Here is a 12,925-nt window from a genome sequence, read left to right as displayed (position 1 = left end):
CATGGCCTGCTGGAGAAAAAGGAGCCTCAATCATTGAGCGTAAAGCCACTAGGTATAGTTCACGATGGCGATGCATTGCCTGGAGATACAGTGTACGGCGGTCGTCATCCCGGGCAATTTTGCGGGAAATTGAAGGAGAATGGATGATCCGCGAGATCGCCATGATGGCAGCGGTTGCGCTGGTGCTGGCCGGCCGGGATGGAGACGCGTACTGACCCGGCTTTTGAGGGACCTTGGCGGAAATCTCGGGCATGATGCCCAACTCGTATCGCCGGCCGCGCGTTCGGAGAGCGAGCCGCTTGCGCCCGCGTCAATCGGACCGGTCGCAGTCGAGCGCGCGCCGACGGTTCTTTCGATCGCCGGGATCGAGAAGTCCTTTGGCAAGCGGAAGGTGCTTGACGATGTCGCGCTCGAAGTGCGGGCAGGCGAAATCGTGGGGCTTCTGGGGCCAAACGGGGCCGGCAAGACGCTCTGCTTCTATGCGATTGCCGGCCTGATGAGCGTGGATGCCGGCAGGATCGAGATTGGCGGTCAGGATGTCACCGCGCTTCCCATGGATCGAAGAGCGAAGCTGGGCCTCGGCTATCTTCCCCAGGAAGGATCGATCTTCCGCGGCATGACGGCTGCGGAGAATATCGCGGCCGTGCTCGAACTGCATATCGCCGATCGCGATGTAGCTGCCGCGCGGCTCGATGAACTTCTTGCCGAGTTCAATATCGCCCACATTCGCGACGTTCCCGCACAGCGGTTGTCCGGCGGGGAACGCAGGCGCTGCGAGATCGCCAGGGCCATGGCGGCAGCGCCCTCGGTCATCCTGCTCGATGAACCGTTCGCGGGCATCGATCCCATGTCGATCGCCGACGTCAAGGCGATGGTGCGAAAGCTCAAGCGAGAAGGCGTGGCGATCCTTCTGACCGACCACAATGTGCATGAGATGCTCGAACTGGTCGAGCGGGCCTATATCATCGATCAGGGCAGGATGCTGTTCGAGGGCGGCCCAGAAGCGGTACTCGACAACCCCGAAGTCCGGCATCGCTATCTTGGCGAGGGCTTCAGGATGTGAGGCGGTTACCGCGCCCTTCGTTCAGGAACGGAATGGCCTTTGCCATGAGGTCGAGCGCTCGCTCGATATAGGCAGCCTTTGTCCGGGTGGTGTTGTGCAGATCATGGCGCTGCAGGATGCGCTGGCGCGGCACGGTGACCAGCGCGTCGAAGAGAAAAGCAGCGAGGAACGGAAGATCGCCTGCTTCCTCGCTGTTCGGTTCGCTCGCCTCGGCAAGGATCGTCTGCATCAGATCGATGCCGAACTGGGTGCCGATCGCGGGCTGTGCCCGCATCATGCCCGGATTGTGGTTTGCCAGCCAGATGATGAGCGCTTCGATGCCCACGACATCGCCTTGAAGCGACAGGTCGAGCATCCTGCGAGCGATATAGGCGATTTTTTTGCGGGTGCTTCCTCGAGGGACCGATGCCGCGATCGGATCGAGATAGCGGGCAAGGCCGTGTTCCATGGCGGCGACGAGCAGGGCGAGCTTTGAGCCGAAGCGGGAATAGAGCGTTCGCTTCGATGTCTGTGCGGCGGCGGCGATAGCTTCCATACTCGTACCCTCGACGCCGCCGGCGATGAATTGGGCAAGCGCCGTCTCGAGGATATGATGTCCAAGCCGGGCTGCGACCTCCTGTGGCGGCCTTCCTCCCCTGGGATCGCGGGCAGGCAGACGCGAGCCGGTTCCCGATGCGGCGCCGTCATCTTTCATGAATCGCTCGCGGCCCATCGCTGCTTCATTCCAGCTTTCGCGCTTGATCAGCAAGTGATACCGGGCAATATCAAAACCACTAAGTGTAGATACTAATAGTCCGGAGAGGTGCTTGCCCATAGGCGTACCGCCTGTTTGAACCAGAATGGAACCGGACTAGATGGCTCGCCGCGCTCATATTACTGGCCGTTTATGCGGGTTCCGGGCCGTCATGGCGGCGATGATCGTGCCATCTTTCCTGTCCGGCTGTTCCTTCGCGCCGCCCAATGTCCGGCCGGCCCAGCCGGTGCCGCAGGACTATCCCGCGCCAGCCGCGCTGGGCGCGTCCATCGCGCGGATCGGTTGGCATGATTTCTTCCGGGAAGAGCATCTGCGTGCGCTGATCGCGGCCGCGCTGGAGAACAACCGCGATATCCGTATCGCCGCGGCCCGCGTCGATCAGGCGCGCGCGGCCTGGCGTATCGAGGGATCGGCGCTCTATCCCGAACTCAACGCCGTCGGCACCGGCACGCGGGGTCGTTCCATCATCAGCCTGCCGGGCGCAGGCACGCAGAGCTATGACATCAAGCAGGTCACCGCGCAGGTGAGCGCGAGCTGGGAAATCGATTTCTGGGGCCGTCTGCGCAACCTGAACGACGCCGCGCGCAATCGTTATCTGGCGACGGAAGAGGCGAAGCGCGCCGTTGCCACCGGCCTGATCGCGCAGGTCGCCAATGGCTATCTGCTGGAGCGCGAATATGAGGAACGCCTCGCGCTTGCCCGGCGGACGATCGTCACGCGCGAGGACTCGCTGCGGATCATGCGTCGCCGCTATGAAGTTGGTTCAGGTTCCAAACTGGAAATGACCCAGGCGCAGTTGCTGCTGGCGCAGGCGCAGGATGCGCTGCAAGCGCTTGAGCAGGACCGCGACGTGAACCGCAACGCGCTGGCGCTGCTGGTCGGGCGGCCCGTGGAGATCGTGCCTGGGCCCCTCGGTCTTGCCGAAACCGGACCGGATATCGCCCTTCCGCCGGGCTTGCCCTCCGACCTTCTGGTCAACCGGCCTGATATCGTGGCGGCGGAATATCAATTGCGGGCGGCCAACGCCGATATCGGCGCGGCGCGGGCGGCGTTCTTTCCCAATATCAGCCTGACGGGTGCCTTCGGCACGGCGAGTTCCGATCTCGACGGGCTGTTCGGCGACGGGAGCCGCGCGTGGAGCTTCACCCCGACGATCGCCCTGCCGCTGTTCAATGCGGGCCGCCTTTCCGGCAACCTCGATCTGGCGAAAGCGCGGCAGGTCGAAGCCGTGGCCAGCTATGAAAAGACCGTGCAGGGCGCGTTTCGTGATGTTTCCGACGCGCTGGTCCGGCGCCGGCAACTGGCGTTGCGGATCGACACCGCGCGCAGCTCGCTGGACGCCTTGCGCGAACGGGCTCGGCTGGCCGGGTTGCGGTTCGACAACGGGCGTTCGGCCTATCTGGAAGTGCTGGACGCGCAACGCGACCTTTTCGACACCGAACAGGCGCTGATCCAGTTGCGCCGCGCTCATCTGGCGAGCGGCATAGCCCTCTACGCGGCGCTTGGCGGGGGTCCCGCCGAAGTCGTCCACGACAGCAACGATCAAGGCGGAGAACACAGGTGATGACGGCGTCCCGGAAGACATGGCTCATCAGGGGCGGCATCGCGGCGGCGCTCGTCGTTGTAGCTCTGCTCCTTTGGCAGGTGCTCAAGCCCGGCGATTTGCCCGAAGGCATCGTCGGCGGTAACGGCCGGATCGAAGCGGTTGAAATCGACGTTTCCGCCAAATCGCCCGGCCGCATCCGCGAAATCCTGGTCGACGAAGGCGCGTTCGTGCAGGCGGGGCAAGTCGTCGCCCATATGGATACGGACGTGCTGAGTGCCCAGAGGGCCGAAGCCGAAGCGCAACTGGCGCAGGCGCTGAACGGCATCCAGATCGCGACCAGCCAGGTCGCGCAGCAGCAGAGCAACCGGGCGGCGGCTCTCGCCGGCGTCCGCCAGCGTGAGGCGGAGCTGAACGCGGCGCGCAAGCGGCTGGCGCGATCGGAAACGCTGGCGCGAGAAGGTGCGACCGCCGTGCAGGAACGGGATGACGATCAGGCCCGCGTCGAAGGCGCGGCGGCGGCAGTGGAGGCCGCTCGCGCCCAACTCGCGGCCGTCGACGCGGCGATCACGACGGCGCGCAACCAGGTGATCGGCGCGCGTTCGCAGGTCGATGCCGTGCGCGCCACCATCCAGCGGATCGAGGCCGATATCCGCGACAGCGACCTCAAGGCGCCGACGGCCGGCCGCGTGCAATATCGCGTCGCCCAGCCGGGCGAAGTCGTGGGTGGCGGCGGGCGCGTGCTCAACCTGGTCAATCTGGGCGACGTCTACATGACCTTCTTCCTGCCGGAAACGGTCGCGGGCAAGGTGGCGCTGGGCAGCGATGTACGCATCGTGCTCGATGCGCTTCCGGATCGTGCGATCCCTGCGAAAGTCAGCTTCGTTGCCGATGTGGCCCAGTTCACGCCCAAGACGGTGGAGACGCAAAGCGAGCGCCAGAAACTGATGTTCCGCGTGAAGGCGCAGATCGATCGCAAGTTGCTCGATCGCTATATCACCCAGGTCAAGACCGGCCTTCCGGGCATGGCCTATGTGCGGATCGATCCGAAATCCGAATGGCCCGCGAAACTGACCGTCAACGTGCCGCAATGACGGAAGCTGTCGCCCGCGTTTCGGGCGTGAGCCTGCATTACGGCAAGGTGCTGGCGCTCGATGATGTGAATCTTGAAATCCCCGCCGGGCGCATGGTGGCGATGATCGGCCCGGACGGCGTCGGCAAGTCCAGCCTGTTTTCCCTGATCGCGGGCGCGCGAGCCATCCAGGAGGGCCGGGTCGAGGTGCTGGGCGGCGACATGGCCGAGGCCCGCCACCGCAACGCCGTGTGTCCGCGCATCGCCTATATGCCGCAGGGGCTGGGCAAGAACCTCTATCCTACGCTCTCCATCGACGAAAATCTCGAATTCTTCGGGCGGTTGTTCGGGCAGGACGCGGCCGAACGCGAGCGCCGCATTGCCGACCTCACCGAAAGCACGGGCCTCGCGCCGTTCCGCAAGCGCCCGGCGGGCAAGCTTTCGGGCGGCATGAAGCAGAAGCTCGGCTTGTGCTGCGCGCTCATCCACGATCCCGATTTCCTGCTGCTGGATGAGCCGACAACCGGCGTCGATCCCATGTCGCGCGCGCAATTCTGGGATCTGATCGACCGCATCCGCGCGAACCGCCCGCACATGAGCGTGCTGGTCGCCACGGCCTATATGGAAGAGGCCGAACGCTTCGACTGGCTGATCGCGATGGACGCGGGAAAGGTGCTGGCCACCGGCACCGCAGCCGACTTCTATGCACGCACCGGCGAACAGTCGCTGGAACAGGCGTTTATCTCGATGCTTCCCGAGGAGCGCCGCCGCGGGCACAAGCCGGTGGAAATTCCGCCGCGCAGCGACGGCGGCGAGGCCGAGATCGCCATCGAGGCGCAGGGGCTCACCATGCGTTTCGGCGATTTCACGGCAGTCGATCATGTCGATTTTCGCATCGAGCGCGGCGAGATCTTTGGATTCCTCGGCTCCAACGGCTGCGGCAAGTCAACCACCATGAAGATGCTGACCGGCCTGCTGAAAGCCAGCGAAGGCCAGGCCTGGCTGTTCGGCCGCGAGGTCGAGAATGACGACATGGCGACGCGCCGGCGCGTCGGCTATATGAGCCAGGCCTTCTCGCTCTACTCGGAACTGACGGTCCGGCAGAACCTCGAGCTGCATGCCCAGCTCTTCCATGTTCCCGCCGAAGACGTGCCGGCCCGCGTGAGGGAAATGGCGCAGCGGTTCGGCCTGGATGGCATCATGGATGCGTTGCCCGGCGCCTTGCCGCTGGGCCAGCGCCAGCGGCTCAGCCTAGCCGTCGCCATGATCCACAAGCCGGAAATGCTGATCCTCGATGAACCGACGTCCGGCGTCGATCCGATCGCGCGGGACCAGTTCTGGCAGATGATGATCGACCTGTCCCGGCGCGACAAGGTGACGATCTTCATTTCCACGCACTTCATGAACGAAGCGGAGCGGTGCGACCGCATATCGCTGATGCATGCGGGCAAGGTGCTGGTCAGCGACACTCCCGCCGCCATTGTCGAGAACCGCGGCGCGGCGGACCTGGAAGAAGCGTTCATCGCCTATCTTCAGGATGCGAGCGGCGAGACGCCGACAGAAAAGAGGGACGATCCGGTTCCTGCGGGCGCGCCTGCCGCGGCCGATCAGGACATTTCGGCTGCACCGGCCCGCTCCCCATGGTTCATGCGGCGCCGGATGATGAGCTATGCCCGGCGCGAAGGGCTGGAATTGCGCCGTGATCCCATCCGCGCCACTCTGGCTCTGCTCGGCAGCGTCATCCTGATGTTCATCATGGGCTATGGCATCAGCATGGACGTGGAGGACTTGCCGTTCGCCGTGCTGGACCGCGACGGCACGACCACCAGCGAGAACTACGTCCTCAACCTGGCCGGATCGCGCTATTTCATCGAACGGCCGCCGATCACCGACTATAGCCAGTTGGACCGGCGGATGCGCTCGGGCGAACTGAGCGTGGCCCTGGAGATTCCGCCCAATTTCGCGCGCGACCTGCGCCGGGGCGTGCCGGTGCAGATCGGTGTATGGGTCGATGGCGCCATGCCGCAGCGGGCTGAGACCGTGCAAGGCTATGTCCAGGCCCTGCATGCCCACTGGCTCAGTGAAATGGCCGTGCAGGAAACAGGTGCGCGGCCATCGATGGGTCTCGTCAATATCGAGCTGCGCTATCGTTACAATCCGGACGTGAAAAGCCTTGTGGCCATCGCGCCGGCCGTGATTCCGATGATGCTGCTCTTGTTCCCGGCGATGCTGACGGCTTTGAGCGTGGTGCGGGAAAAGGAGCTGGGATCCATCGTCAATTTCTACGTGACGCCGATCAGCAAGGTGGAATTCCTGCTGGGCAAGCAGCTTCCCTATGTCGCGCTCGCCATGCTGAACTATGTCCTGCTGGTGTTCCTCGCCGTCACGATGTTCGGCGTGCCGTTGACGGGCAGTTTCCTCGCGATGACGCTGGGCGCTCTCTTCTATACGCTGTCGGCGACGGCCATCGGCCTGCTGTTCTCCATCTTCATGCGCAGCCAGATTGCCGCGATGTTCGCCACCGCCATCGGCACGATCCTGCCCGCCGTGCAGTTTTCCGGCCTGATCAACCCGGTGTCCTCGCTCGAGGGGGCGGGCGCGGTGATCGGATCGATATATCCCGCGACCTGGTTCGTCACCATCTGCCGCGGCGTCTTTTCCAAGGGGCTGGGGTTCGCCGACCTCTGGCCCGACCTTCTCGTGCTGTTCGCGACGTTTCCCGTCATCCTGGCGCTGTGTGTCGCGTTGCTGCGCAAGCAGGAGAGCTGATATGCGCCACGCGGCCAACATCTACCGGCTCGGCATCAAGGAACTGCGCAGCCTGTGGCGCGATCCGATGATGCTGTTCCTGATCCTCTATTCGTTCTCGGTGGGGATCTACGTCGCGGCAACCGCCATGCCGGAAACGCTGCACAAGGCGCCTATCGCGATCGTCGATGAAGACCAGTCGCAGCTTTCCAGCCGGATAACCGGCGCCTTTTATCCGCCGCACTTCACGCCCCCTTCGATCGTGGGACTGAACGAAGTGGACAAGGGGCTGGATGCCGGGCGCTATACGTTCGCTCTCGACATCCCGCCCGATTTTCAGCGAGACGTACTTGCGGGACGCCAACCCGGCTTGCAGCTCAACGTTGACGCTACGCGGATGAGCCAGGCTTTCACGGGCGGCGGCTACATCCAGCAGATCGTGCAGGGCGAAGTTGCCGAATTCATGAAAGGCACGCGTGCGAGCACGCCGGTCCCGGTCGAGCTGGCGCTGCGCGTGCGGTTCAATCCTACGCTGGCGCAAAGCTGGTTCGGCGCGGTCATGGAAATCATCAACAGCGTCACCATGCTGTCGATCGTGCTGACGGGCGCGGCCCTGATCCGCGAGCGCGAGCACGGCACGATCGAACATTTGCTGGTGATGCCGGTGACGCCATTCGAGATCATGGCCAGCAAGGTCTGGGCCATGGGGCTCGTTGTCCTGGTCGCCTGCGCTTTCGCGCTTTTCGCGATGGTGGAAGGGGTACTGTCCGTTCCCGTCGAAGGGTCGATCGCGCTGTTCCTCGCCGGAGCGGGGCTGCACCTGTTCGCCACGACCTCCATCGGCATCTTCATGGGGACGATCGCGCGCTCCATGCCGCAGTTCGGCTTGTTGCTGATGCTGGTGCTGCTGCCGTTGCAGATGTTGTCCGGCGGTTCGACGCCGCGCGAAAGCATGCCTGAGTTCGTCCAGACGGTCATGTTGGCCGCGCCCACCACCCATTTCGTGAAGATGGCGCAGGCCATCCTTTACCGGGGCGCGGGCTTTGACGTGGTCTGGCCCCAGTTCCTGGCTATCATTGCTATCGGCGCGATCTTCTTCGCCATTGCGTTGGCGAGGTTCCGGCGAACCATCGGCACGATGGCGTGAGGAGGCAGTCGAATGTCAGAACACCAAATTGCGTGGGGCATCGTAACGATGCTTCAGACTAACGATTGCCGAACGGTTCCGCGCAGGTTTCGCAGGAGAATAATACCGGCGGCGGTGTCACGGATCCTGAGCCAGGTTTTCGAAACAGCGAATCCACGATTGCCCTAGCAGCCTCACGCGTCAGCCATAGCGCTGGCTGACGGCTGTGAATGCCCCCTATCTCCCATAGGTATCACAACGGCTTCTTCTGGCACGTTTGCCGGTGCACGGCCAACACAACCCAAGGAGGATGCCATGTATGTCAATGCCAGACTGCGTGAGACACTCTCACGCTTCAATGTCGCTTCTTCAATGGAAGCGCTGCTCGCCGCCTTAGCTGATGCCGCCACGAAAATGGGCTTCCCCTATGTCGCGATGATCCAACATGGCGGCCTCCCACGCTTGGTCGAACGGGCGCTGGTTATTACCAACTATCCGGCGGAGTTCGTGCGTTTCTACACCGAGAGCCACGCGTACGTCATCGATCCAGTCTATGAGGTGAGCCAGTTGCTGGACCGCCCGTTCAGCTGGGACGAGATTCCCGGTTATGTCGATCTCACAGGCACACAATCAGCCCTGTTCGAAGAAGCGCGGCTGCATGGTCTCGTCCACGGTGTCACCGTGCCGCTCCACATACCGAGCGAATCCCATGCGTCTTGCACTTTCGCACGCGCGGAGCCGATCATGGCTTCGCCATCGCTACTGACGACGCTCCACATCGTCGCTGCCTTCGGGTTCAAGGCGGGCCTCAGACTACATCATGCCTCGCGCGGACATGACGTACCCAGGCTCACGCGCCGCGAAGCTCAATGCACGGCATTGTGGACTTGTAACGGTTTTGTGCCGGTCACCTATCTCATTATGCCACCTTGGCTTCGAACGCGAGCGGGCTGATGCCGCCTAGATATGAATGGCGGCGACGGGTGTTGTAGAAGCCATTGATGTACTGAAAGATGGCGGCTTCTGCCTGACGCCGCGTCGGCCAGCTCTGCCGCCAGATGAGTTCCGCCTTCAGGGATTTGAAGAAGGTCTCGACGGACGCATTGTCGTAGCAATTTCCCTTGCCGCTCATTGATGGACGCAGGCCATAGGCCTGCAGCTTTTTCTGATAGTCGTAGGAGCAATATTGGCTACCGCGATCCGAATGGAAAAGGCAGCCCTCGGGAGGCTGGCGCAGGCGCACCGCCATATCCAGCGCCCTGATCGCCAGGTCTTTCTTCATCCTGTCGCTGACTGCCCAGCCTACGACGCGACGGCTATGCAGATCGAGAATGACGGCAAGGTAGAGCCAGCCTTCGGACGTCCAGATATAGGTGATGTCGCCGGCCCATTTACGGTTGGGCGCATCTGCGGCAAAATCGCCGTCCAGCCAGTTCGCTGCGACACCCAGGCGATGGTGGCTGTCAGTCGTAACCTTGTGCTTGCGCGTGCGGACTGGCTTGATCCCGTTGATCTTCATCAGCCGCCCGACCCGGCGCTCGCCAACATCGAGCCCTACCTCCTTCAACTCCATCGTCATGCGAGGACGGCCGTAGCTGCCAAGGCTCAGCCTGTACTGTTCCCGGATATGGGCCAGCACTTTCATATCTGTCCGCTCCCGCCTGCTGATCGGGCGCGAGCGCCAGGAACGATAGCCGCGTTCACTGACATCCATGACACGGCAGAGCAGTTCAACGGGCCACCGGTGCCGCCAGCTATGCACAAATGCGAACTTCACGGCCTTTGGCTCGCGAAGAACTGCGTGGCCTTTTTTAGCACTTCCCTCTCCTCCCGCAGCACACGGTTCTCAAGGCGAAGGCGTTCATTCTCACGCGCCAGATCTGCCTGCGGCGCTGAAACCAGATCACTGGGCCGATACTGCGATACCCACTTGCCCAGCGTCGACTTCCCTATCCCCAAATCCGATGCAACCCGATCGCGCGGCAACCCGCTGGTCAGCGCGATCCGTACCGCCTCTTGCTTGAACTCTTCTGTATGCTTGATCATCTCGTCGGTCTCCTGTTGCGAGCTCTAATCGCTCAGGTGACCGGCGCAAAACCGTTACAAGTCCATCCACTCGTTCGCGGTGGACATGGTGGCAAGGCCGGACGAGACGACCGCGCGATTGGCCATGACGCGCGCGGCGGTGGCGGGGCTATCCTCGAACAATACGTCGCCCACCGTGCTGCCGAGCATCACGTTGGTCAGGAATTGCTGGAGCGAGAGCGGCGTATCCATCATCATCTGGCCGAGTTCGCCGATGTTGGACCGGCAGCGCTGAAGCTGGGTCGCATTGCCGATGTCGTAGCCGGTGCGGGTGCAGACCTGCGCGACATAATTGTCGAACAGCGCGGGCTCCGAAAGGCGTGTCGAGATATGCTCCCAGGCCTCATTGCAGCTCACGGTCGTGCCGCCCTTGTCGGTAGCGGTGAACACGGTGCTGAAGGTCGCCGGTCCGGCCATTGCCGCAAAGGCGCCAGGAAGATCGGTCGCCGTGCGGAACAGCTGATCGTCGTCGACCCCATAGGCCGGTGAAACCCGCGCGACCGGATAGCATTGCCGGACATAGTCCTTGATCGTCGCATCGAGGAAGGTGTCGGTCATCGGCCCGCGCGGGGATGCGGCATTGAGGAACAGGTCGAAACTGTGCCCGCCCGCGCCAAATTCCAGCTTGGCATGCGGATCGGTGGTGTTGTCGTCGATCACCTCCGCGAGCGCGCGTTCCATCATGTTGGTCATGCCCGCGACCAGCACGATGAGGTTCGGCACATCGCCGACCGGCTGATAGGCGTTGCGGACGCGGTCATAGACATGGACCGTGCCGGTAGTCGCGACCAGGCCGACGAACAGCCCGACGCCGATCAGCATCTGGAACCCGAAGGTGACGATACCCATGCCTTGCCCGCGGATGCTCGCGAGCAGCACGCCGACCGCGATGCCCACCACCGCGACGATCAGCACCAATGTCTCGTAACGCGAGTCACCGAAGATCATCGAGACGAGGCGGAAGGCATCCACCGTCTCGGCAAAGCCGTCATAGGTGTGGAAACTCGCATCGATCGCCAGGGCGGGACTGGCCGCGAAGAGAGCGATCAGGACCGAGAGAGCGCGAACGAGGCGATGCATGACGCGGCCCTCCGTCAGCGGTTGCGGTTGGCGGCGGCGCCGGCGGCGTCGCGCGCATCGCGGTCGCGCTGGCGCACGACCCCGGCATAGTTGGCCGAGAGGTTCGCCTGGTTGAGAGCGGCCATGTAGGATTGGCGCATCTGCGCGCGCTGGCGCAGCACCTCGTCGCGCAGCCCGCTCAATTGCTCGATGCCCTTGGCGAGGATGCGAGTCTGGCAGATCCTGGCGCTGCCGGCATCGGCCGCACCGGCGGCGGTCACGCCACGTTCGGCATTGGACACGGCAAAATCTATGCTGCGCGTGAGGTCGTTGAGCATCTGGTATGCGAGCGTCAACGCGACCAGTTCGTCGGTATCGCCGATCACGCTCTCGACCAGCCCCTGGCGCACGCCCCATTCCAGAAGACGATAGACGGGGAGGGTGCGCACATTGGCGACGAACTGCCGCTCCTCTGCCGTCAACGCCGCGCGCGTGCGAATCTTGACCGCGATCGACTCCATCCGGCCGCGTGCGAGCACCAGTGCGCCCTTGCCGCTGCCGTCGGTCGAGCAATCGGCCGCGGTCGGCGGCACTGCGATCGCGCGGGTCTGGACCTTGCCGGTCAGGAAATCGTCGACACTCTCGGTGTCCTGCCGTGCGCAGGCGGGGATGGCGGTGAACAGCGGAACCTTGTCCGCCGGGTCCCAGCGCATATAGACGTCGCCAACGCGGGCGCGCATGACGCCGGCCCAGTCGGACGCGCCGACACGCGCGGCGGCGTGGGCTAGCAGCGAGCCGGTCTTGAAGATATCCGTGACTTCCGCCGGGCAGTTTTCCAGCGCGTCGCGCAAATCCTCGGTCGGATTGCCCTGGTTCGCCTGGATCTTCTCGCGGCTCTGCTGATAGCTCTTGGAAAAGCCCTCCCGCACGCTCTTATAGCCGGTCATTTCCTCGATGATGCCCGACATATTGTCATCGCCCTTGGCGATCTGCACCATGCGGTTGGCGAGGCGGCAATCGTTGACCTGGATCGAGTTCAGGAAATTGGTGGCGGCCTCCATCTTCGAGATGATGTTACCCATCTTCTCGTCGAGCGTTTCCAGCAGATACTGGAAAGCGACCGCCGGGGCAGCCTGAAGGATGCTTTCGAGCTTCTGGACGAGATAGTCGGGGTCGAGGAACGACATGCCGCCCAAAAACATATCGATCCCTCCGCAGCCCGCGCGGACCTTGGGCAGCGTGACGCTCATCAGATAGTCGTTATGGACGTCGATCCGGCCCGACATACCGCCCGCGGTGATATAGCCGCGGGTCTGATCCTCGAAAGAGCCCGGGCTGGTGTAGGTCACATTGTCGAACCAGCTCTCGGCCCAGCTTTGCGCGGAAGCCGGGGTGGCAAAGGAAAGGCATGCCAGCAGAGGGAGGGTGAGCAGGGGCAGGCGGCGACGCGGCGAAGTCATGGCAGAGAGCCTTCG

The 12,925-nt window shown here is 63.4% G+C and carries 9 protein-coding genes and 1 pseudogene; 6 read left to right on the top strand and 4 right to left on the bottom strand.

Annotation, left to right across the window (positions count from 1 at the left end; genetic code table 11):
* Window positions 1-139: 139 nt before the first annotated feature.
* Window positions 140-1,063, top strand: a complete 924-nt coding sequence (gene lptB / locus KFK14_RS20600) for an LPS export ABC transporter ATP-binding protein (RefSeq protein ID WP_062066091.1) — start codon at window positions 140-142, stop codon at window positions 1,061-1,063.
* On the opposite strand, the gene KFK14_RS20595 is transcribed toward lptB, so the two are convergent.
* Complete coding sequence (locus KFK14_RS20595; protein WP_081873244.1) at window positions 1,053-1,757, bottom strand: TetR/AcrR family transcriptional regulator; 705 nt, start codon at window positions 1,755-1,757, stop codon at window positions 1,053-1,055. The two genes, lptB and KFK14_RS20595, sit on opposite strands and share 11 nt — an antisense overlap.
* A 160-nt stretch (window positions 1,758-1,917) precedes the next feature.
* On the opposite strand from KFK14_RS20595, the gene KFK14_RS20590 reads away from it, so the two are divergent.
* The 5 genes from KFK14_RS20590 (at window position 1,918) to KFK14_RS20570 (ending at window position 9,260) form a co-directional block, all read left to right on the top strand.
* A complete protein-coding gene (locus KFK14_RS20590; protein ID WP_231746291.1) occupies window positions 1,918-3,381 on the top strand; it encodes an efflux transporter outer membrane subunit in 1,464 nt (487 codons plus the stop codon).
* Window positions 3,381-4,454 carry an HlyD family secretion protein gene (locus KFK14_RS20585; RefSeq protein WP_021246282.1) on the top strand — a complete coding sequence of 358 codons (1,074 nt, stop codon included), beginning with the start codon at window positions 3,381-3,383 and terminating at the stop codon, window positions 4,452-4,454. The genes KFK14_RS20590 and KFK14_RS20585 overlap by 1 nt, the downstream gene beginning before the upstream one ends.
* A complete protein-coding gene (gene rbbA, locus KFK14_RS20580; RefSeq protein WP_404950392.1) occupies window positions 4,418-7,201 on the top strand; it encodes a ribosome-associated ATPase/putative transporter RbbA in 2,784 nt (927 codons plus the stop codon). Before KFK14_RS20585 ends, rbbA begins: the two co-directional genes overlap by 37 nt.
* A 1-nt stretch (window position 7,202) precedes the next feature.
* Window positions 7,203-8,327 (top strand): ABC transporter permease, encoded by a 1,125-nt coding sequence (locus KFK14_RS20575; RefSeq protein WP_030090407.1) that lies wholly within the window; start codon window positions 7,203-7,205, stop codon window positions 8,325-8,327.
* Window positions 8,328-8,621: 294 nt separating this feature from the next.
* Entirely contained in the window at window positions 8,622-9,260 is a 639-nt protein-coding gene (locus KFK14_RS20570; protein WP_212608985.1) for an autoinducer binding domain-containing protein, read from the top strand.
* Here the strand turns inward: KFK14_RS20570 and KFK14_RS20565 are convergent.
* The 3 genes and pseudogenes from KFK14_RS20565 to KFK14_RS20555 all read right to left on the bottom strand — a co-directional run bounded on the left by KFK14_RS20565 (window position 9,226) and on the right by KFK14_RS20555 (window position 12,910).
* A protein-coding gene (locus tag KFK14_RS20565; RefSeq protein WP_115288562.1) for an IS3 family transposase occupies window positions 9,226-10,352 on the bottom strand; the annotation gives its coding sequence in 2 pieces (ribosomal slippage) (window positions 9,226-10,121 and window positions 10,121-10,352; 1,128 coding nt in all). The two genes, KFK14_RS20570 and KFK14_RS20565, sit on opposite strands and share 35 nt — an antisense overlap.
* A 63-nt stretch (window positions 10,353-10,415) precedes the next feature.
* A pseudogene (locus tag KFK14_RS20560) lies at window positions 10,416-11,471 on the bottom strand (conjugal transfer protein TraG N-terminal domain-containing protein); the annotation flags it as partial.
* A gap of 14 nt (window positions 11,472-11,485) precedes the next feature.
* Window positions 11,486-12,910: a conjugal transfer protein TraH gene (locus tag KFK14_RS20555; RefSeq protein WP_062066081.1), complete on the bottom strand. Its 1,425-nt coding sequence runs from the start codon at window positions 12,908-12,910 to the stop codon at window positions 11,486-11,488.
* Window positions 12,911-12,925: the final 15 nt, after the last annotated feature.

Source organism: Sphingobium phenoxybenzoativorans, from assembly GCF_018286635.1.
Lineage (GTDB): Bacteria > Pseudomonadota > Alphaproteobacteria > Sphingomonadales > Sphingomonadaceae > Sphingobium > Sphingobium phenoxybenzoativorans.
The sequence above is the reverse complement of the archived record's forward strand: the minus strand, read 5'-3'. Positions and strand labels throughout refer to the sequence as shown.